The sequence below is a fragment of the Streptomyces afghaniensis genome (genome assembly GCF_044327915.1).
GTDB lineage: Bacteria > Actinomycetota > Actinomycetes > Streptomycetales > Streptomycetaceae > Streptomyces > Streptomyces afghaniensis.
The window spans coordinates 325,916-348,723 of sequence record NZ_JBIRGJ010000003.1; the positions used below are offsets into that span (position 1 = coordinate 325,916).

General features: G+C 69.2%; 9 protein-coding genes. 1 reads left to right on the forward strand and 8 read right to left on the reverse strand.

What is annotated here, in order from left to right; genetic code table 11:
• The first annotated feature begins 134 nt into the window (after nt 1–134).
• A complete protein-coding gene (locus tag ACH4G3_RS11905) occupies nt 135–296 on the forward strand; it encodes a hypothetical protein (RefSeq protein ID WP_397624318.1) in 162 nt (53 codons plus the stop codon).
• Nucleotides 297–310: 14 nt separating this feature from the next.
• On the opposite strand, the gene ACH4G3_RS11910 is transcribed toward ACH4G3_RS11905, so the two are convergent.
• The 8 genes from ACH4G3_RS11910 to ACH4G3_RS11945 all read right to left on the reverse strand — a co-directional run bounded on the left by ACH4G3_RS11910 (nt 311) and on the right by ACH4G3_RS11945 (nt 22,326).
• Nucleotides 311–1,297: a helix-turn-helix transcriptional regulator gene (locus ACH4G3_RS11910; protein ID WP_397624319.1), complete on the reverse strand. Its 987-nt coding sequence runs from the start codon at nt 1,295–1,297 to the stop codon at nt 311–313.
• A 78-nt stretch (nt 1,298–1,375) separates the two neighbouring features.
• Nucleotides 1,376–2,413, reverse strand: a complete 1,038-nt coding sequence (locus tag ACH4G3_RS11915) for a helix-turn-helix domain-containing protein (RefSeq protein WP_397624320.1) — start codon at nt 2,411–2,413, stop codon at nt 1,376–1,378.
• A gap of 219 nt (nt 2,414–2,632) precedes the next feature.
• Nucleotides 2,633–4,222 (reverse strand): phosphoglycerate dehydrogenase, encoded by a 1,590-nt coding sequence (serA, locus tag ACH4G3_RS11920; protein ID WP_397624321.1) that lies wholly within the window; start codon nt 4,220–4,222, stop codon nt 2,633–2,635.
• Between the two features lie 170 nt (nt 4,223–4,392).
• Complete coding sequence (locus tag ACH4G3_RS11925) at nt 4,393–5,331, reverse strand: TauD/TfdA family dioxygenase (protein WP_397624322.1); 939 nt, start codon at nt 5,329–5,331, stop codon at nt 4,393–4,395.
• Between the two features lie 32 nt (nt 5,332–5,363).
• On the reverse strand, nt 5,364–6,440 hold the full coding sequence (locus ACH4G3_RS11930; protein WP_397624323.1) for a hypothetical protein: 1,077 nt from the start codon (nt 6,438–6,440) through the stop codon (nt 5,364–5,366).
• Nucleotides 6,441–6,493: 53 nt separating this feature from the next.
• Complete coding sequence (gene sbnB, locus ACH4G3_RS11935; RefSeq protein WP_397624324.1) at nt 6,494–7,492, reverse strand: 2,3-diaminopropionate biosynthesis protein SbnB; 999 nt, start codon at nt 7,490–7,492, stop codon at nt 6,494–6,496.
• A 219-nt stretch (nt 7,493–7,711) separates the two neighbouring features.
• Nucleotides 7,712–9,013, reverse strand: coding sequence for an MFS transporter (locus tag ACH4G3_RS11940; protein WP_397624325.1), 1,302 nt, complete (start codon nt 9,011–9,013; stop codon nt 7,712–7,714).
• On the reverse strand, nt 9,010–22,326 hold the full coding sequence (locus ACH4G3_RS11945; RefSeq protein ID WP_397624326.1) for an amino acid adenylation domain-containing protein: 13,317 nt from the start codon (nt 22,324–22,326) through the stop codon (nt 9,010–9,012). Before ACH4G3_RS11945 ends, ACH4G3_RS11940 begins: the two co-directional genes overlap by 4 nt.
• Between the last annotated feature and the right edge of the window lie 482 nt (nt 22,327–22,808).

The following is a 22,808-nucleotide window of genomic DNA, read 5'->3' on the forward strand; positions in this document are numbered from 1 at the left end:
TGCTGGCGACCCGTGGAATTGCGCTGAAAGAATCGAAACACGGGCCACACCATGAAGTTCGCGAGCCGAAGGCGCAAGAACCGGTGCGGTCGAAAAAGTAGAAAAGCCAACAAGAAAGGTGTGTCGTGAAGGGCTTGGGACGACTGAAGCTCGCACTGCTGGTGCCCATCGTCGCCGTTCTGACCGCGACGGCGGCTGTCGGCGCGTCCCCGGCGACCGGTGACCCCGTCGGGCAGGTGTCCGCGTCCGGCCAGGAGGATGCAGCGGTCCTCCTGGACAACACCTGGGGACCGTGATCCACAGCCGGACGTCAACCGCGTACCCAGCCCCGCGCCACAGCCAGCACGCCGGCCTGGAAGCGACTGCTCGCGTTCAGGCGATTCATCAGGCCGGCTGTCATACGACGCACGGTACGCACGGAAACCGCCAGCTTGCGGGCGATCATCTCGTCGGTGAGCCCCCGGGCGAGAAGCTCCAGTACGGCACGGTCCTGGGCGGTGAGCCCGTGTGAGTCACGGGTGCGATCCTCGCCGAGTGGGGAGGAGTGGTCCCAAGTCCGTTCGAAGAGGGCTTGCAGCGCACTGACCACGCCCACGTCCTCCAGAGCGAGTACGGCGGCATCCGCGACCTGCGGGTTCACAGGAACGATCGCCAGTGAGCGGTCGTAGATGAGCAGTCGTGTCGGCAGGTGCGGCACCGTCCGCACCTGCCCGCCCTGCTGGGTCAGCCACTGTGCGTACGCCGTGGTGGCTCCGTCGTTGCGGACGCTGTCGAGGTAGATGTAGCGCAGGCTCACCCCCCGCTTCAGAACGGCGGAGTCGAGCGGCTTGGCCGCATCCAGACTCTCCGCCGGCTGGCCACCCCCGGTGGCGAAGACGGCGACCTCGGAGGTGCAGGTCTCGGCCATGGTCCGGATGAAGGACTGGATCGCCTCCCTGCCCTCCAGCCGCCGGGCTCCCCTGTGCTGATCGGCCGTGGCGGCCTCAGCGTGCTCGGCGAGCAGTTGGAAGACCACCTGACGGCTGGCGGCGATCTCCTTCTGGCGCCGGATCAGCTCCTCTTCCTGCCGGTCCAGGAAAGAGATGAGGCTGCGCCTGATCCGGGTGATTCTGCGTTTCGCGTCCTCGCTTCCGGGACTCAGCGAGGACAGGTGGATCAATTTATTGAAGGCCGCGGTCACTCTTTCCGGAGACCAACCGAGAACTTCGGAAAGGTCGACCACGCTGAGATTCGGTTGCTCCAGCAGCACCTGGTAAACAGATTCTTCATCGCGATTTATTTCCAAGTTTTCCGGCATGGTGTTCCCCCGCGTTTCTCGTCACCACCGCGCGTCGGCTGGCTGTTTCGCCCCGGCATCGTAATGACAGAATCAACGTCACCTGTCGGCCTTCGGCTCAGTCGCCGTGCGCGCTGTGTCCTCCTGGGGCTCGGGTGGCAGTACCCAGCCACGAGTCGCCGCCAGCACGCCCGCCTGGAAGCGGCTGCGGGCACCGAGGCGGCTCATGAGCCCCGAGGTGAGGCGCCGGCCGGTGCGCACGGACACACCCAGTCTGCGCGCGATCACCTCGTCGGTGTCGCCGGCGCACAACAGTTCGAGCAGAGTGCGTTCCTGGTCGGTGAACTCGTCTGCTCCGCTGTCCGCCATCGAGCCCAGTGGCGTGGCCTGCTCCCACACGTGGTCGAAGAGGGTGAGCAGAGCCCTGACGGCGCCCGTGCCCTGGATCGCCACGGCTTCGGCGTTCGGTTGCGCGGGGTCGATGGGCACGATGGCCGAGTAGCGGTCGAAGATGATCATTTGGGGCGGCAGACGCCGTGCCGTCCGCACCTGCCCGCCCCGGGCGGTCAGCCGGTCGGCGTACTGGACGGTGGCCGTGTCGGTGAGCACGCTGTCGGGATAGACGCGGCGGAGGTCGACGCCGCGGTCCAGCATCGCCGAGTCGAGCCGCTCGGCGGCCCCGAGACGCTCCGCGGAGGGGGAGCTGCCGACCTCCAGCGCCGCGATCTCCACCTGGCAGGCCGCCGCGAACTCGTCGATTCTCTCCTGCACCGCCTCCGGATCCGGCAGTCGCACGACGTCCGGCCGGTCCTCCGGGGCGTTGTACGCGGCTATCACCTGGGTGACCGCGGTGCTGCTGGCGGCCACGCGCCTGCGGTGGTCGAGCAGAGTCGCCTCCTCGTCGAGGAGCAACGCCGCCAGGGCCAGTTCGGGCCGGACGAGTACGGGTCTGCCGGTGCTGTCCGGGGGCAGCTGGACCAGTGAGCGCCGGGCCAGGCGGTTGATGGCGGCCGAGACTCTGCCCGTGGGCCAGCCGAGGTGGGTTGCGAGTTCGGTCACGCTCATGTGGGAGTTCGTCAGCATGGCCCGGTATGCCGACTCCTCGTCCGGATGCAAGCCGAGACTGCTGGTCAACACCGGCGGCTCCAAAGTTCCCCTGCGTTCTGGGCCGGGTCGCCCACCGGAGGGAATTGGAAGGGGGTGCACTTCGTCCAGCACATTCCCTCACGTGTGGGCTGTATGTCGGGTGATGGTCGTAGATCTCCTACGGATTGTAAAACAGTTGGTTCGATCCTGTGGCGTTGAATTTCACAACTTCAGAATTCCGTAAATTTCCTGATCAATGTGCTTTCAGCGTCATCCTGCTGCGGGAACATGCCAGGTCAGGTCGGCGTCCACGGCGGCGGCGGCCCGACCGAGCGCGCTCGCGGGAACAGGGGTGTCTACACAGAGACCGGCCAGGGCGGTCCGGCCGGCGTCCGTCGCGACCTGCATCGCCGTGATGTCGACGCCCTCCGCGGCGAACTCCCCGCCGATCAGGCCGATCGCTCCGGGCCGGTGCGGGTAGCGCAGAAAGCAGAGGTCGCCGCAGAGCGGCAGATCCAGCTCGTGGCCGAGCGCCTCGACCAGCCGCTCCTGGAGGCGGATTTCGGCGAGCGTGCCGGTGACGGTGATGACGCGGCCGTCGGAGAGGACGCCGCGCAGGGTGAGGGCGGAACGGTGGCCGACGGCGTCCCGGCTTGTGGACAGCCGCGAGGTCAGACCGCGCTCCCTGGCGACCAGCGGGGCGTTCACATGACTCACCGCGCCCGCGGCGGTCCCGTCCAGCACCCCTTTGAGCGCGGCGAGTTCGAGCACCTCCGGGGCCGCCTCCGCGATCTCGCCCCGCAGCAGGACCTCGAGCTGCACGGGGACACCGCCCGCGGCCCGGGTGAAGACCCGGCCGAGCCGCTCGGTCAGCGGGAGCCACGGACGTACCGGCTCCGGGACCGGGCCGCCCCGTACGTTGACGGCGTCGGGCACGTGCTCCCCCGCGAGCGCGAGCCGCACCGAGCGGGCCGCGGCGACGCCGGCCTTCTCCTGGGCCTCGGCGGTGGAGGCGCCCAGGTGGGGGGTGACCACCACGTTGTCGAGCGCGAACAGGGGCGAGTCGGTGCACGGCTCGCCGGCGTACACATCGAGTGCGGCGCCCGCGACGCGGCCCTCCTTCAGCGCCGCGTACAACTCGTTCTCGTCCACGATGCCGCCGCGCGCCGCGTTGACGATGCGCACGGTCTGCTTCACCTTGCTCAGCGCGTCGAAGCCGATCAGGCCCGTCGTCTCGGGAGTCCGGGGCAGATGGACGGTGAGGAAGTCGCACCGGGCGAGGAGTTCGTCGAGGGGCAACAGCCGCACGCCTGTGGCGGCCGCGTGGGCGGCGGTCACATAGGGGTCGTAGGCCACCACGTCCATCCCGAAGGCGGCCATGCGCCGGGCGACGAGGCCGCCGATGCGGCCGAGGCCGACGACGCCGAGCACCTTGCCGCTCAGTTCCACGCCGGACCAGCGGCTGCGCTGCCAGGAACCGTTCTTCAGCGCGGCGTCGGCCTGCGGGATGTTGCGGGCGACCGCCAGCAGCAGGCCGACGGTCAGCTCGGCGGCGCTGGTGACGTTGGAGACCGGGGCGTTGGCCACCAGGACACCGGCCTCGGTGGCGGCCGGGATGTCGACGTTGTCCAGGCCCACCCCGGCCCGGGCCACGACCTTCAGCCGAGGGCCGGCGGCGATCGCCTCCCGGTCCACCCGGGTGGCGCTGCGCACCAGTACGGCATCGGCGTCGGCGAGGGCGGGCAGCAGGGCGGCGCGATCGGAACCGTCGACGTGGCGCACGTCCACATCGGGGCCGAGGGCGTCGACTGTGGCCGGGGACAGCTCCTCGGCGATCAGAACGACGGGGTGACGGGTCACGGGGACTCGCCTCTCTGCGAGGGCCGGACGGGCCCGCCCGGCGGGAGGTCGGAAAGGAAGGCGGTCACACTCGTGCACATCACGGTGCGGCCGGGGCAGGACAGGAGAACGGGGCCAGGGCCGGTGACGAACCGGCCCTGGCCCCGCTGCGGGCCGGAATCGGAGAGTGCTCAGTCCGACATGGCGACGAGAACCCGCCGCGGGCCGGTGAACGGGCGGCGGCCATGGCCGACGAGCAGGTTGTCGATGACCAGCAGATCGCCCTCGTGCCAGTCGACGTCGACCGCGTTCTCCAGACCCCGGTCACGCACCTGGAGCACATACGCGTCCGGGATCGGGCTGCCGTCGGCGAAGGTGACGTACTGCGGCAACTCGCTCGCCGGCATGATCTGGGCCAGGGCCTTGGCCGTCTCGTCGCCGAGCGAGGCCGGGTGCCACTGGTCGGACTGGTTGAACCAGACCTCTGTCCCGGTGTCCGGGTGGCGGACCGTGGAGTGACGCACCTGGCTGATCATCAGGCTATTGCCCGGTCCCCAGCTCCAGTCGGCACCGGCCTCCTTGAGGAAGGCGTCGACCTCGTCCCGGTCCTCCGTCTCGAAGGTGTCCTGCCAGCTCTTGCCGAGCCCCCTGCCGCCGTGCAGGTTCTGCGTGTAGCGCACCCCGTTCCGGAAGGCCTCGCGCACCTCGTCGTCCAGGGACTCCAGCCACAGCGCCGCGTCGACGACCGGGGTGGCGCCGCCGGTCGCGGGTGCGACCGCACAGTAGAAGGTGAGGCGGGTGGGCCACGCGTGGGCGTACGACATCTCGTTGTGCATCGAGATGGTGTACTCCTGCGGGTACTCCGTGGAGGTGTAGACGTTCGAGCCCACCTTGGTGCGGGGCGAGTTGCCGTGCACATAGGCGAGGCGGCGCGGCAGCAGGCGGTCGAGCACCGGGTCGAGGCCGTCGGCGGGCACCTTGAACCCGCGGAAGACCACGGCCTTCTCCCGGAGGAGCAGCGCGTCCAGGTCGATGGCGTCCAGGTGGGCGACGAGCGCCTCGGGCGTGGCGTCGGTGCCGATGTCGCCCGGACCGACCTCCGCGGGAGCCCAGCCGTTGCGGTCGCTCATGAAGCGTTTCCTTTCCTGTGGGGCGGTGCGGGTCAGCGAGCGGCCGGCGGGGCGAGCCGGGACAGGAAGGCGTTGTACCAGAACACCGAGTTGCCCTCGCTGTGGACGGCGTACAGCGAGCCGTCGGGGGCCGTGGTCAGCTGGTCGACCTGGGCGCCCTGGGTGAGGGAGCTGTCCGTCACCCACGCGCTGCCGCTCCAGCGGACCAGCTTCGGGGACCCGGCGAGACCGGCGTAGAGCTGCCCCCCGTGGTAGGCGAAGCTCGGCCAGGAGGCGGGAGTGTCATGGCGGGTCCAGGTCTTGCCGTTCCAGTGGCTCACCTTGTTCCCGGCGGCGACCCATGTGTCGTTCGGTCCGTTGCTGATCACCTCGCGCAGGATGTACATCGTGCCCGGCGTCTCGGGCACGGGCACCTCACTCCACGTGGTGCCGTCGTAATGCATGGCGAGCGGCTGGTAACCGCCGGTGCCACCGCCCTTGTTGCGGTAGCCGACGGCCCAGATGTCGTTGGGGGAGTTGACGTCGACGGCCTCGAACTCGCCGTCGATCCCGGTGAGCTTGGTCGTCTTCCAGCTGGTGCCGTTCCACCGGGTCACCATCGGGTGCCAGCCGTTGTCGTCGGCGCGGTAGTTGCCGACCGCCACCACGTCGTTGCGGCTGATCGCCTGGGCGTCGAGGACCTCGGCGTTCTTCGGCTCCGGGTTGAGGTTCGACGTCCACTTGGTGCCGTCGTAGTGGTTGAACCGGTAGCTGCCGGTCGTCGCGTACCTGCTTCCGAAGACCCACAGGTCGTTCACGCCGGTGCCGGCGAGGACGCCGACCTCGGCGTCCGAGGGCGGGGTCACCTGCTTCCAGGCGGTGCCCGTCTTCTGCCACAGCTTGGGCGAGGACGTGCACTCGTCGAAGCAGAACGGCACGCTCTTGGCGTAGGCGTTCTGGCTGTCGAACGGCAGGACGGAGATGTTCGCGTAGGTGGTGGGCACCGTCAGCGACTCCCAGGAGGTCGCGGCGCTCGCGGGCGACGCGACGAGCCCGACGCCGACGGTCGCGGCCGCGGCCGCGGCGAGGACCGCGGCGGTGTGCCGTCCGCGGGAGGTGCTCTTGGTCATGTGTGCTCCCATGTCGTGGTTGGTCGGGGTGCGTACGGCCGTGACGTGCCGCCTCACGGCAGGAAGCCCTCCACCAGCACACCGAGCCCTCTGGCCCGGGCGGAGGCGAGGACGTCGTCGGCGAGGGCCATGTCCAGCACGCCCAGCCCGAACGGCGCGTAGACGACCGTGCGGTCCGGCTCCGGCGCGAACCCGTCCTTCGAGCCCTCCTCCAGGAGGAGCCGGCCGATCGTCGGGTCGATGAAGTCCCGGTGCCCCGCGGCCTGCACGGCCAGGTCGAGTGAAGTCCGCTCGCGCACCGCGTGATCGACGTCGTCGACGATGTTGTGCGCGTCGATCAGTGACTCGGGCAGCAGGTCACGCAGCGAGATGTGCAGTACGACCGTGCCCGGCACGGCTGCCTTCAGGTCCAGATGCGGCTCGATGGCGGACGTGGCGATGGAGACCAGGCCGTGCGCCGCGAGCGCCTGCTCCGCGCTGTCGAGCGTGACGACCTCGGCATCCGGGAGCACCGCGGCGGCCCGGGCGGCGAACTCGGCGGCCCGCTGCGGGGAACTGTCGTACAGGGACAGCGTCTTCAGCCCGGGGACGACTGACCGCACATGGCGCAGGATCTCCAGGTTGATGACGCCACAGCCGATCAGCGCCAGGCCGTCCGGGCGGCGGTCGCGGGTGAGCAGCTCCGCGGCGAGCGCGGCGCTGGCGGCGGTGCGCGCGGCGGAGATCAGCGAGCCCTCGATCAGGGCCTCGGGCCGGCCGGTCTCCAGCGAGTTGAGGATGATCGACGCGCTGGCCCGCTCGATGCCCCGCTCGATGTTGGCCGGGAAGGAAGCGATCCATTTCATGCCCGCGACCGGCCGCTGCCCGCCCCGGTAGGCGGGCAGGCCGATGATGCGGTTGCGCGGCTGCCCGGGGAAACGGAGGAACACGGAGTGCGGTACCGCGGTGTCGCCCTGCGCGTGCACGCGGTAGGCGTCGCCCACGGTCCGGATGTTGTCGAGTTCACGGCCGTCGAGGATCTGCGCGACCTCGGAGTGCCGCAGGATGAGCATGACGGGATTCAGTCCTTCCACAGGTGCGCGCGGCGGCCCGGGCCCAACCGGGCGCCGGCACGTCGGAACGGATCGTGTCGAGGTCGAGTGCGCGATCACCGCCGCGCGGCCCGGGTGGTGGCGGCAGCCGGGCCGGGGTTCCACGAGCACCGGCACATGGATCACTGGGTACGACGGTCCCCCAGCGCATCGATCCTGCGGGGGGCTCCTATCAAGGACCTATACGGCCGGTATGCGGTCCTCCCCGCGCTCGGGCAGGTCCGGGTCGGGGCCGCCCGAGGCCGGGTGGGCGGCGGCCCGGACGGCGGGCACCGCGGCCGCCGCCAGGGCGGTCACCGCCATCAGCACGGCGACCGCGAGGACGGTGTGGCGGCTGCCCCAGCCGTCCAGCATGAAACCGCCCGCGAGCGCCCCGAGCGCGCTGGCGCCGTACGCGACCATGCCCGCCGCCCCAGCCGTACGGCCCAGGATCTCGTCCGGGGTGATCCTCAGCTGGTAGACGGCGGCCACCACGTTGAACAGCCCGCTGACATAGCTCATCGCCCCGCACGCCAACCCCATCAGCAGCGGCTGACGTACGACCGCCACCAGCGGCACGAGCACCGCCCACACTCCGAGCCCGCCGATCAGCACGGTCCGCAGGTACAGGCGCGGGATCCACCACTGGGCGCTCAGCGCGCCCAGCATTCCGCCGACCCCGCCGGCCGCCAGCACGACGCCGACCGCCACCGGGGACCGTCCCTCCTCCTCGACCAGCGCGAACGGAACGGCCAGCATGACCACTTGGAACAGCACGTTCGTGGCGGCCACCAGGGACACCGCGGCCCGCAGGAACCGCTGCCCGAGAAGCCACTTCACCCCCTCGCGCATCTCCCGGACCAGCGACCGGTCGGCGTCGCGCTTCCTGCGGTCCTGGAAGTCCCGTCGGATCAGCAGCAAGGTGAGCAGCGACAACAGCTGACCGAGGGCGGCGAAGGCGAACGGCAGCCAGCGGGTCAGGGCGAACAGCGCGGTCCCCAGCGGCCCGCCGATCAGCCCGGCGGCCCTGAAGCGCGTCTCGTTGCGGGAGAGGGCGGCCCCCAGCTGGTGCGGGGCGACCACATGGCGCACCGCACCCTGCTCGGCCAGCTGGTGGACCAGGCCCAGGCTCGTCTCCACCAGGGCCACCGCCATCAGATGCGGCAACCAGAACCATCCGGCGGCAGCCGTGACGGCCACGCTCAGCAGCGCCACCGCCCTGCCCACCTCGCAGGCCACCATCAGCCGCTTCCGGTCCCACCGGTCCACCAGCGCACCGGCCGGCAACTGCACCACCAGATTCGGCAGCAGCGCGGCGAACGCCACCAGACCGGCGGCCTGCCCTGACCCCGTGTGCCAGAGGGCCAGCAGCGCGTACCCCGCGGCGCCGGCCCGCGACCCGAGCACGGACAGCCCGCTGCCGCTCCACAACAGCCAGAAGTCCCGGTTACGGCTCAACCGCGGTGTCTCGTCGACCGCGTCCCCATCGGTCACGGTGCTCATCGCGCACCGCCGATCCGGCGCAGCACATCACCGAGAATCCGGCCGATGGCAGCCACCGGAGCGGCGTCCATCATGCCGGCGTGGCTGGACTCGATGCCGTACTCCTCGATCGGACCCGCCGAGTACGGCTCCCAGGCGGTGACATCCGGGCTGCCCGGGGGCCGCTCCAACAGCGCCGTGAAGTACACCAGTGGCACATCCAGCGGCTCGGGCACGTAGTCCCGCAGGATCAGGCTGGTGTTCACCGAGGTGTCCCACATGGCGCCGATCTGCTCCCGGGACAGCCCCTTCATCACGCCGAGTTCCTTGCGCAGGGTGCGTCCGAGCTCGGAGTCGTCCCGCTCGAGCCACTCGAAGTCCGCCGCGTCCACGTCGAAGTCGGCGACCACCTTGTGGAGCCGCTCGCGCTCCATCGCGGGCGTGGGCTTGTCCATCAGGTCACTGGGGCAGGAGTCGAGCAGCGCGACAAGCGTGACCGGCTCGCCGAGCCGGCGCAGCCGCACCGCGACCGCGTGCGCCACGTTGCCGCCCACCGACCAGCCCAGCAGCTGGTACGGCCCGTGCGGCTGAACCCGGCGGATCTGCTCGACGTAGTCGTCGGCCATCTCCTCGATCGTCCGCGCCCAGCGCTGCCCGTCGCCGGCGATGCCCCGGGCCTGGAGCCCGTACACCGGGAACTCCGCACCGAGGTACGGCACCAGCCGTCCGTAGCACCAGCTCAGACCGCCCACCGGGTGCATGCAGAACAATGGGGTGCCGGTGCCCTGCGCCCGGAGCGGCAGCAGGACGTCGAGCGAGTTGTCGGGCCCGCCGTCCTGCTCCAGGAGCGCGGCCAGCGAGGCCACGGTCGGCGCCTGGAACAGGCTGCGGAGATGCAGCTCCACCCCGAGCACCGCTTGCACCCGGCTCACCAGCCGGGCAGCCAGCAGTGAATGCCCGCCCAGGGTGAAGAAGTTGTCGTCCACCCCGACCCGGTCCAGCCCGAGAACATCGCAGAACAGCTCCACCAGCGTCTTCTCGACCGGTGTGGCAGCGTCCCGGACCTCGCCCCGGTCCTGCTCCGGCGCGGGCAGCGACGAGCGGTCCAGCTTTCCGTTCGGACTGAGCGGCAGCGCGTCCAACACCACGAACGCCCCCGGCACCAGCTGCGCGGGCAGCCGCTTCTCCAATGCCCGCCGCAGGGCGTCCGCTGTCGGCTCGGCCCCGGCCTCGGGCACGACATATCCGGTCAGCAGCTGCCGCCCCGGCACGTCCTCCCGCACCGCGACACCGGCCCGCGCGACTCCGTCCACGGCCGCCAGCACCGCCTGGATCTCCCCCAGTTCGACGCGGACGCCCCTCAGTTTGACCTGGTCGTCGACGCGCCCGTGGAACTCCAGCGTGCCGTCGGCCCGCCACCGCGCGATGTCGCCGGTCCGGTACATCCGGGCACCCGGACGCGACCCGTACGGATCCGCCACGAACCGCTCCGCGGTCAGCCCCGGACGGTTCACGTACCCGTCCGCCAGATCGTCACCGGCGAGATACAGCTCACCCGTGGATCCCACAGGCACCGGCCGCAGCCACCGGTCGAGCACATAGCAGCGGGCGCCCCTGATCGGCCGCCCGATCGGCAGCCTGGCACCGTCCCGGGCCTCCTCCTCCGTCACCGGATGGAAGGTCGCCGTCATCGTCGACTCGGTGGGCCCGTACTGGTTCACCAACTGCCAGTCCGCCCCGACCGCCGCGGCCCGCCGTACCTGCGCGGCCGTCAGCTCCTCGCCGCTGACCAGCCCCATCCGCAGCCACGGCGAGGGTACGTCGTCCTCGTCGGCCGCGTCCCGCGCCGCGTCCGCGAGCGCGTCCAGCATGGTCGGCACCAGCGCCGGCAGCACGGTCACCCGGTGCCGCCGCAGCAGCCCCAACAGCGCCGCCGGATTCTTCGCTTCCGCCGGCTCGGTCACGACGAGCCGCGCGCCGGCCGTCAAGGGCCCGAAGATGTCCCGCACGGACGGGTCGAAGGACACCGAGGCGAGGTTCAGCACCGTGTCGTCGGCCCCGAGTCCGGTCAGATCGTGCAGGTACGCGAGGTAATGCACCGCCGCGTCATGGCGGATGACCACGCCCTTGGGACGCCCGGTCGAGCCGGAGGTATAGATGACGTACGCGGGCATCCGGGCGGCCGCGCCCGCGTCCGCCGGGGCGAGCGGGTCGGTCGTGGCCCACTCGCCCGGCTCCCGCACCTGCTCAGGGTCGTCCAGGAGAGCGACCGACTCGACATCCTCCAGCATGAACGCGATCCGCTCCGCCGGATACGTGGGATCGACCGGCAGATAGGCGGCCCCCGACTTCAGGACACCGAGCAGCGCGACGATCAGTTCCATGGAACGCGGAAGCGATACGGCTACGACCCTGCCGGGCCCCGCACCGTCCGCGACGAGCCGGTGGGCGAGTCGGTTGGCCCGTGCGTTGAGCTCGGCGTAGGTGAGCTGTTCGGCGCCGTGGACCAGAGCGATCCGGTCGGGGGTGGCGGAGACCTGCACCTCGAAGAGGTGGTGCAGGGTGTCGGGGGTCGTCGCGGAGGGAGTGCCGTCCGGGGGGCAGTTCCACTCCTCCAGGAGTCGATGGTGTTCCTCGGGGGTGAGGAGTTCGTAGTGCGAGAGCGGTTCGTCGGGGCGTTCGACGACGGCTCGGAGGAAGCGTACGAGCCGCTGGCCGAGCAGGTCGACGGTCTCCTGGTCGAACAGGTCGGCCGCGTACTCGATCGCACCGTGCAGCCCGCCGTCCGGCGCATCGCGCACGGTGAAGGAGAGATCGAACTTGGCCTGCCCGCGCTGCACTTCGAGCTCGTTCACCGTGATGTCGTCCCCGAGGTCCAGGACGCCTTCGCTGTTGTTCTGGAAGTTCAGGGCGACCTGGAAGAGGGGGTGGCGGGCGAGGGAGCGTTCGGGGTTCAGGACCTCGACGAGGCGCTCGAAGGGGGTGTCCTGGTGGGTGTAGGCGTGGAGGTCCGTCTCCCGGGTGCGGTGGAGGAGGGTGCGGAAGGTGGGATTGCCGCTGGTGTCGGTGCGCAGGACCAGAGTGTTGACGAAGAACCCGACGAGGTCGTGGAGTGCCTCGTCGGTACGTCCGGCGATGGGCGCACCGATGGGGATGTCCTCGCCCGCGCCGAGCCGGGTGAGCAGTCCGGCGAGGGCGGCCTGCACCAGCATGAACAGGCTCGCGCCGGACTCCCGGGCGAGCGCCTGAAGCCTTCCGAGCAGTTCGGCGTCGATGTTCCAGTACGCGAATCCGCCCCGATGGCCGGCCACGGCGGGCCTCGGCCGGTCAGTGAGCAGGCTGAGCTCGGCGGGCAGCCCGTCGAGTTCGGTACGCCAGTGGGCGAGCTGGCGGGCGGCACGGCTGGCGGGGTCGTGTTCGTCCCCGAGCAACTCCCGCTGCCACAGCATGTAGTCGGCGTACTGAACGGGCAGCGGCTGCCAGTCCGGCGCCGAGCCGTGGACGCGGCTGCGGTAGGCGGTGGACAGGTCGCGGGCGAAGGGCGCGAAAGACCAGCCGTCGGCCGCGATGTGGTGCACGAGGAGAAGCAGCACGTGCTCGGTCCCCACAGCGAAGAGCACTGCGCGTACCGGGAGTTCGGCAGCCAGGTCGAAGGGCCGCGCGACGGCGGACGCCAGCAGGTTCGTCAACTGCTCCTCGGATGCCACCACCCGGTCGAGTTCGGGCTTGGCCTCGGCACAGGACAACACCTTCTGTACGGGTTCACCGTCGTGCTCCTCGAAGACGGTACGCAGACTTTCGTGCCGGTGCACGACATCGGTGAGGGCCTGCTGCAGTGCATCGGCATCGAGGTCGCCGTGCAGACGAACGGCGAGGGGCATGTGGTAGGCGGGGCTGCCGCCCTCCATCTTGTCGAGGAACCACAGACGCTGTTGGGCATGTGACAGCGGAGTGCGCTCGGGCCGAGGGACGCGGGCCATGAGGGGCGGACGACGGTCGCCGCTGTCCTCCATGTGCTGGGCCAGCAGGGCCACCGTGGGGGCTTCGAAGATCGTGCGCAGGGGCAGTTCGGCGCCCAGGGCGGTACGGATGCGACTGGCCAGGCGGGTGGCAAGCAGGGAGTGCCCGCCGAGGGCGAAGAAGTTGTCGTCTATGCCGATGGGGGTGTCGATCCCGAGGACCTGGCCGAAGAGCGTGCAGAGGAGTTCTTCGCGGGGGTTGCGTGGCGGGCGGGTGGTGGCGGGAGTGACGTCCGGGGCAGGCAGGGCCTTGCGGTCGAGTTTGCCGTTCGGGGTGAGCGGAAGCGCCTCCAGCTCGACATAGGCGGAGGGGACCATGTGGTCGGGCAGGCGGTCTCGCAAAGTGGCGAAGTCCGGCGTGCTGCCGGGTTCGGCGACGTAGTAGGCGATGAGGCGGTCGTCGCGGATCAGGACCGCGGCATGAGTGACACCGGGCAGCTCGGCGAGGTGGGTCTGGATCTCACCGAGCTCGACACGCTGACCACGGATCTTGACCTGGTCATCGGCACGACCCAGATACCGCAGCTGCCCGTCGGCAGTCCAGGAAGCGATATCGCCGGTGCGATACATCCGCGCACCCGAAACACCATACGGGTCAGGCAGGAAAGCCTCAGCCGTCAGATCGGGACGCTGAACATAACCGCGAGCCAGCTGCACACCGGCGAGGTAAAGATCACCGGGAGTACCCGTGGGAACAGGGCGGAGACGGTCATCTAGCACGTAGACGCGGGTGTTCCACACCGGCCGGCCGATAGTGACCATCGCATCGCCGGGACGGCACGGCGCGTGAGTGACATCGATGGAAGCCTCAGTAGGGCCATAGAGGTTGTGCAGCTCAGCGTGCGGCAAAGCCTGGAAGAAGGCGTCGCGGGTCGCGGCAGGCAGAGCCTCACCGGAACAGATCACCCGGCGCAGAGAACCGCACGCACCAGCCTCAGCCTCAGCGAGGAACACCTGCAGCATCGACGGCACGAAGTGAGCCGTAGTCACCCGCTGCCGGTCGATCAACCGGGCCAGATACAGCGGGTCCTTATGCCCCTCAGGCTCCGCGATCACCATCGTGGCACCCTGAAGAAGAGGCCAGAACAACTCCCACACCGAAACGTCGAACCCGATCGGCGTCTTGTGCAGGACCCGGTCGTGGCTCCCCAGCCGGTACTCGTGCTGCATCCACGCCAACCGGTTCACCACACCAGCATGGGGAACCACCACGCCCTTAGGACGGCCGGTGGAACCAGACGTATAGATCACATACGCCGCACAAGCCGGATCGACGAAGACGCCCGGATCGTCCTCCCGCCCACCCCGGAACTCGGCCAGAGTGCTCTCGTCGATGACATAAGCCGCACGGGCGTTGTCGAGCATGTACCGACGCCGCTCAGCGGGATAACCCAGATCAATAGGCAGATACGCAGCCCCCGCCTTCAGCACACCAAGCAGCGCAGCAACCATCCCGACCGACCGAGGCAACGCCACCGCCACCACCGACTCCGGCCCCACACCCCGCCCCAGCAACCCATGAGCAACCCGATTGGCGAACCCGTTCAACTCCCCATAGCTGACCTGCTCCTCACCAAAAACCAGCGCACAAGCATCCGGCGTCGCAGCAACCCGCTCCTCGAAGCGCTCATGCACAGTGCCAGGACCGTCGACCCCGACAGCCGTGTCGTTCCACTCCCCCAGCAACCGACGCCGCTCGGTCTCGTCCAGGACCTCCACCCGGTGGAGCAGGGTGCCGGGGGCTGATTCGAGGGCTGCGACCATGTGCTCGGCTGTCACGCTCACGAGTTCGCACATCGCCTGTGGATCGATCGAGGCCGCGGTCTGGGCGGTGATCGTGAACGCGCCGCCGGTGTCGTCCACCGAGACGGTGACCGGGTAGTTGGTGCGCTCATGGGCGTGCACCAGCTCGATGCCTTCCAGCACCGTACCCGTGCTGGAAGCCTCGTCGAAGTCCTGACTGTGCCGGTAGTTCAGCAGTGAGGTGAACAGAGGTGTGCGAGCCGGCACACCACTGAGCTGCTGGGCCAGGGAGAGCGGGGCGTGTTCGTGGACGACGAGGTCGGCCAACTGCTCCCGCACGCCGGAGACGGCTTCGGCCACGGTGGCCGAACCACCGCGCACCCGTACCGGCAAGGTGTTGATGAACAGGCCGGGTATGCGGTCTGCTCCGGCTCCGGCGTGCATACGGCCGAACAGGACGGTGCCGAAGACGACGTCGTCCCGTCCGGACGTCGCAGCCGTCACACGGCTCCATATGACGTGGAACAGCGTGGCCGGGCTGGTGCCGTGGCGCCGAGCCTGTTCCCGCAGGCGGCCGGAGAGTGCGGAGTCCAGCGGCAGCGACGCCTGGGCGACGCCGGAGCCGTCGCCATGGACTTCGAGGACGCCGTACGGAGCGGAGGGCTCGGTCACGTCGCCCAAGAGTGAGGCGAAGTAGGCCTCGTGTTCCTCCTGCGGCACGCCCAGATGCGCCTGGGCGACCACTTCGCGGAACGGCAGCGGTGGGGGAAGCTCGTTCTCCCTGCCGTCGAGTATCGCGCGCACTTCCTCCAGTACGACGGAGAGTGCGGTGTGGTCCTGGATCATGTGGTGGAACTGAAGAACGGCATGCAGCTGCTGTCCTTGGTCCGGTTCGGTGACGTGCAGGCGCACCAGAGGCGCCGTACGCAGGTCCATCACGGAGGGACAGGCCGCCAGCAACCGCTCCACCACGGTTCCGCCAGTCTCCGGCCGGAGGGTGATGACGGGGATCTCGGCGTGACGCAGCACGACCTGGACGGGCTCTGCGATTCCTTCCCAGAGGACGGCGGTGCGCAGGATGTCGTGCCGGTCGACCACTTTCTGCAACGCCGAACGGAAACGGTCGAACCGTTCCCGGGAGTCGAAGCGAAGCACCACCGGCAATACGTAGACGTCGTCGCCACCGCCGGCGGTCATGAGGTGGTGGAAAAGGATGCCTTCCTGCAGAGGAGCCAGCGGGTACACGTCCGCGACGTTGGACGCGCCGCCCGGAATCTGGGTGAGGACCGACTCCACCTCCTGCGCGCTCAGCTCGACCAAGGGCAGCATGTCGGGAGTGATCGCCACCGCGTTCGTCGGGATGAGGTTGGGGGGCACCGCCACCGTGGCGCGCCCGGCCGCCGCAGCCAGACTGGCCACGGTCGGGGCGGAGAACAGGGTCCGTACGTCGATCGACACGCCGCGTTCACGGAGACGCTCCACCAGGGTGACGCCCAGCAGGGAGTGCCCGCCGAGTGCGAAGAAGTTGTCGTCGATACCGATGGGGGTGTCGATGCCGAGGACCTGGCCGAAGAGCGTGCAGAGGAGTTCTTCGCGGGGATTGCGTGGGGCGCGATAAGTGCCGGAGCCCGGGGCTGGGTCGGGTGTGGGGAGGGCTTTGCGGTCGAGTTTGCCGTTCGGCGTGAGCGGAAGCGCCTCCAGCTCGACATAGGCGGAGGGGACCATGTGGTCGGGCAGGTGCGTACGGAGGAGGAGGAAGTCCGGCGTGCTGCCGGGTTCGGCGACGTAGTAGGCGATGAGGCGATCATCGCGGATCACGACCGCGGCATGAGTGACACCGGGCAGCTCGGCGAGGTGGGTCTGGATCTCACCGAGCTCAACACGCTGACCACGGATCTTGACCTGGTCATCGGCACGACCCAGATACCGCAGCTGCCCGTCGACGGTCCAAGTGGCGATATCGCCGGTGCGATACATCCGCGTACCGGAATCACCGTGCGGGTCGGGCAGGAAAGCCTCGGCCGTCAGGTCGGGACGCTGAACGTAGCCGCGAGCCAGCTGCACACCAGCGAGGTAAAGATCACCGGGAGTACCCGTGGGAACAGGCCGGAGACGGTCATCGAGCACGTAGACGCGGGTGTTCCACACAGGCCGGCCAATAGTGACCATCGCATCGCTGGGACGGCACGGCGTATACGTGACATCGATGGAAGCCTCGGTGGGGCCGTAGAGGTTGTGCAGCTCAGCGTGCGGCAAAGCCTGGAAGAAGGCGTCGCGGGTCGCGGGAGGCAGCGCCTCACCGGAACAGATCACCCGGCGCAGAGAACCGCACGCACCCCCCTCAGCCTCACCGAGGAACACCTGCAGCATCGACGGCACGAAGTGGGCCGTAGTCACCCGCTGCCGGTCGATCAACCGGGCCAGATACAGCGGGTCCTTATGCCCCTCAGGCTCCGCGATCACCATCGTGGCACCCTGAACAAGAGGCCAGAACAACTCCCACACCGAAACGTCGAACCCGATCGGCGTCTTGTGCAGAACGCGGTCGCGGTCCCCCAGCCGGTACTCGTGCTGCATCCACGCCAACCGGTTCACCACACCCGCATGAGGAACCACCACGCCCTTGGGACGACCGGTGGAACCAGACGTATAGATCACATACGCCGCACAAGCCGAGTCGACCGCGATACGAGGATCACGGTCCGGCTGCTGGTCGACCAGGTCCGCAAGCGTCATCTCGTCGATGACATAAGCCGCACGGGCGTTGTCGAGCATGTACCGACGCCGCTCAGCGGGATAACCCACATCAATCGGCAGATACGCAGCCCCCGCCTTCAGCACACCAAGCAGCGCAGCAACCATCCCGACCGACCGAGGCAACGCCACCGCCACCACCGACTCCGGCCCCACACCCCGCCCCAGCAGCCCATGAGCAACACGGTTGGCGAACGCGTTCAACTCCCCATAGCTGACCTGCTCCTCACCAAAGACCAGCGCACAAGCGTCCGGCGTCGCAGCAACCCGCTCCTCGAAGCGCTCGTGCAGAGTGCCGGGGCCGTCGACCTCGACAGCCGTGTCGTTCCACTCCCCCAGCATCCGACGCCGCTCATCGCGAGTGAGGAGTCCGTAGTCGGCCAGCGGACGGTCAGGGTCGGCGGCGACAGCCTCGCAGAGCCTGACGAATCGCTCGGCCATGCCCTGCACGGTTGCGTGATCGAACAGGTCGGTCGCGAAGTCGACGCTGCCACGTAGGGAGCCGTCGGCAGCGGTGACCACGTTGAACATGAGGTCGAACTTGGCCGCGTCCACCGCGACTGCCTCGGCGCTCACCTCGATGCCGGGCAGTTCGAAGGGGGAGGCCGCCAGGTCGTCCTCGAGGTTCAGCATGACCTGGAACAGAGGGTGCCGACCAGCCGAGCGCACCGGGTTGAGCTCTTCGACGATTCGCTCGAAGGGGATGTCCTGGTGGCTGTAGGCGTGAAGCCCCGTTTCCCGGGTGCGGTGGAGGAGGGTGCGGAAGGTGGGATTGCCGCTGGTGTCGGTGCGCAGGACGAGGGTGTTGACGAAGAACCCGATCTGGTGGTGAAGGGCTTCGTCGGTGCGTCCGGCGATGGGTGCGCCGAGCGGGATGTCGTGGCCTGCCCCGAGCCGGGTGAGGAGGCCGGCGAGCATGGCATGGACGAGCAGGAAGAGGCTGGCCCCGGTCTCCAGTGCGAGCGCCTCCAGCTCTTGGCGTACGGCGGCGGGGAGCTCCCACGCCACGCTGCCGCCCCGGTGACTGGGGTGGCGTGGACGCGGGCTGTCGTAGGGCAGCGCGAGCTCATCGGACAGACCGGCGAGTTCGGTTCGCCAGTAGGCGAGTTGGCGGGCGGCCCGGCTGGCGGGGTCGTGTTCGTCGCCTAGAAGCTCGTGCTGCCAGAGGGTGTAGTCGGCATATTGGACCGGAAGGGGCGCCCACTCCGGTGCCTCGCCCTGGGTCCGGGCCCGGTAGGCGGCGGACAGGTCTTGGGCCAGCGGCGTCAAGGACCAGCCGTCGGCCGCGATGTGGTGCACGACGAGGAGCAGCACGTGCTCAGCCGGACTGACGGTGAACAGCGTTGCCCGCAGGGGCATATCGGCCTTCAGGCTGAATGGCTGTGCCGCGGCGGATGTCAGCAGATCTCTGAGCTGCTCCTCGGAGGCCGGCACCCGTCCAAGCGTGGGTACTGCCTCGGTGCAGGGCAGCACTTTCTGTACGGGTTCGCCGTCGTGTTCTTCGAAGACGGTGCGGAGGCTTTCGTGCCGGTGGATGACGTCGGTGAGGGCTTGTTGGAGTGCCTGGGTGTCGAGGTCGCCGTTGAGGCGGACGGCGAGGGGCATGTGGTAGGTGGGGCTACCGCCCTCCATCTTGTCGAGGAACCACAGGCGGCGCTGGGCGTGGGAGAGGGGGATGCGGTCGGGCCGGGGGTTCTGGGCGGTGAGGGGCGACCGATGCTCGGTGTCACCGTCAATGTGTTGGGCCAGCAGGGCCACCGTGGGGGCTTGGAAGATCGTGCGCAGGGGCAGTTCGGCGCCCAGGGCGGTTCGGATGCGACTGGCCAGGCGGGTGGCAAGCAGGGAGTGCCCGCCGAGTGCGAAGAAGTTGTCGTCGATGCCGATGGCGGTGTCGATGCCAAGGACCTGGCCGAAGAGGGTGCACAGGAGTTCTTCGCGGGGGTCGCGTGGCGGGCGGGTGGTGGCGGGAGTGACGTCCGGAGCGGGGAGGGCTTTGCGGTCGAGTTTGCCGTTCGGCGTGAGCGGAAGCGCCTCCAGCTCGACATAGGCAGACGGAACCATGTGGTCGGGCAGGTGCGTACGGAGGAGGAGGAAGTCTGGTACCGCGTCGGGTTCGGCGACGTAGTAGGCGATGAGGCGGTCGTCACGGATCAGGACCGCGGCATGAGTGACACCGGGCAGCTCGGCGAGGTGGGTCTGGATCTCACCGAGTTCAACACGCTGACCACGGATCTTCACCTGGTCATCGACACGACCCAGATACCGCAGCTGCCCGTCAGCAGTCCAAGTGGCGATATCGCCGGTGCGATACATCCGCGCACCCGAAACACCATGTGGGTCGGGCAGGAAAGCCTCGGCCGTCAGCTCGGGACGCTGAACATAACCGCGAGCCAGCTGAACACCCGCGAGGTAAAGATCACCGGGAGTACCCGTGGGAACAGGCCGGAGACGGTCATCAAGCACGTAGACGCGGGTGTTCCACACCGGCCGGCCGATAGTGACCACCGCATCGCCCGCAAGACACTGCGTGTAAGTGACGTCGATGGAAGCCTCAGTGGGGCCGTAGAGGTTGTGCAGCTCAGCGTGCGGCAAAGCCTGGAAGAAGGCGTCGCGGGTCGCGGCAGGCAGAGCCTCACCGGAACAGATCACCCGGCGCAGAGAACCGCACACACCACCCTCAGCCTCACCCAGGAACACCTGCAGCATCGACGGCACAAAGTGAGCCGTAGTCACCCGCTGCCGGTCGATCAACCGGGCCAGATACAGCGGGTCCTTATGCCCCTCAGGCTCCGCGATCACCATCGTGGCACCCTGAAGAAGAGGCCAGAACAACTCCCACACCGACACGTCGAACCCGATCGGCGTCTTGTGCAGAACGCGGTCACGGTCCCCCAGCCGGTACTCGTGCTGCATCCACGCCAACCGGTTCACCACACCCGCATGAGGAACCACCACGCCCTTAGGACGGCCGGTAGAACCAGACGTGTAGATCACATACGCCGCACAAGCCGGATCGACGGAGACGACCGGATCGTCCTCCCGCCCATCCCGGAACTCGGCCAGAGTGCCCTCGTCGATGACATAAGCCGCACGGGCGTTGTCGAGCATGTACCGACGCCGCTCAGCGGGATAACCCAGATCAATCGGCAGATACGCAGCCCCCGCCTTCAGCACACCAAGCAGCGCAGCGACCATCCCGACCGACCGAGGCAACGCCACGGCCACCACCGACTCCGGTCCCACACCCCGCCCCAGCAACCCATGAGCAACCCGGTTGGCCCTGGCATTCAGCTCCCCATAGCTGACCTGCTCCTCACCAAAGACCAAGGCGCAAGCATCCGGCGTCGCAGCAACCCGCTCCTCAAAGCGCTCATGCACAGTGCCAGGGCCATCGACCTCAACAGCCGTGTCATTCCACTCCTCCAGCAACCGACGCCGCTCACCCGGCAGCAGGAGTGGCAGGTCGGAGATCTCTGAGTCCGGACTGTCGGCGAAGGCGGCGAGGAACTCGACGAAGCGGCTCTGATGGGAGGCGAGTTCGGCCTCGCTGTACCGGCTGGGGTTCGCGGTGAGCTGGAGCTGGAGGCCGCCTTCGCCAGGCACCGGGTAGACCGCGAATTCCATGTCCTCGATGGGGCCCGCGGTGAGTCGGTGTGCCGTGCCGGGGCTGTCGGCGAAGGAGACGTTCAGGTCGAAGCCCAGGACGTTCACGACGGGGCCGAACTGCCGCCCGGCGCGCGTGGAGCCGGCGCCTCCGGAAGGGGCGGCCTCCCGGAGATCGCGCATTATCTCCTCGTACCGATACTGCTGGTGACGCAGTGTCCCGCGGGTCGCGTCCAGCGCCCGGCGGATGAGGGAGCGGACGGTCGTGCCCCGGCTCGCCTCGACGCGTACCGGAAGGATGTTGGCCGTCATGCCCGGAGTCTGCTTCTCCACGGCGGTGGCGCGGTTGGCGACGGGCAGGCTGAACAGGATGTCGTCCTGTCCGGTCATCCGCTGCAGATAGGCGACGACGGCGGCGATGAGGCCGGTCGACCAGTTGGTACGGGCGAGGCGGGCCGTCGCGGTGAGGCGGTCCAGGGTCTCCTGCGGGATACGACCGGCACAGCGCAGCGGGTTGTACCCGGCTGCCGGTACCGCGTGTGCGCCGAGGCTCAGGGTGGATGCTTCAGGCAGGTCCACGAGCCGTTCGGCCCAGTGAGCGCGGTCGGCGGCGTACCGCTCGGAGGCCCGGTACGCGGCCTCGGCGGAGTGCAGCTCGGCGAGACCGGGCAGCGCACCTTCGGCAGGGTCCCGTCCTTCGCGCAGGGCCGTGTAGATCTCCGCGGTCCGGCGCAGCACGAGGACGCCGCTGTGTCCGTCGACCGTGAGGTGATGGGCGCGCTGGTAGAAGAAGTGGCGCTCCGGCGAGAGCGCTATCAGCGCGTAGGTGAAGAGCGGGTCCCGGGTGACGTCCGTGGCGCGGGCGAGGTCGGCGCGCATCCAGGCCTGGGCCGCCTCCTCGTCCGCGGCTTCGATCACGGGCAGCGTCCAGTCGTTGTCCAGATCCTCGATCTGCTGTGTCGGCCCGCTCTCGTCGTCGTCCGCGACGAACCGGACCCGGAGCGCCTCGGTCTCGGCCACGCCCATGCGGGCGGCCGTACGGAAGTCCCGGAGATCCAGTGGGCCGCGGATGTCGGTGTAGAGGCTGACGTAGTACTGCTGCCCGGCGGCGCCCAGCTGCAGGTCGAACCAGATTCCGGACTGTCCGGCGAGGAGCGGGAGACGACGTGCTGTGTCAGACGGAGTCGTTACGGGCGCGAGGTCGGGGCTGGACATCGGTCACTCCAAGCAGGAACGGGGTTCGGGAGAGGCGGACACATGTCGGTTCCGGGTGACTGGCGGCGAGCGCGCTGAGCCGGATGCGGGAGAGGGGTGGGAACGTGGGCGCGGCTGAGCTGAGCGGCCTCGCCTGTCCTGCGGGCGGAGTCGACGTGGAGCCGCCGAGGGGGCCGGAGCTCGCGACACGGCCTTCGTGGTACGCCCGGCGCCCAGGCACCGGGGCGGGTGCCGTGCGCGGCTGCTCGAGACGGCCCGGGACCCTCGTGCGTCGGGGAGCGTGCCGGTTCCGGCGTGGTCCTGTGGCTCTGCGGCGCGGGCCGTGTCAGTGAGGGGCCGCCCGCCCGGTGCGCCATGCGGTGGCGGCAACCGGCATCGCGGGGTGGCGGAGCATGGACCTCCAATGGCGGGCGGTCATGGACGACGGACACCCACCAAGATTCAGGACCGACCTATATCCCACCTCTAACGGGATCCCTGAC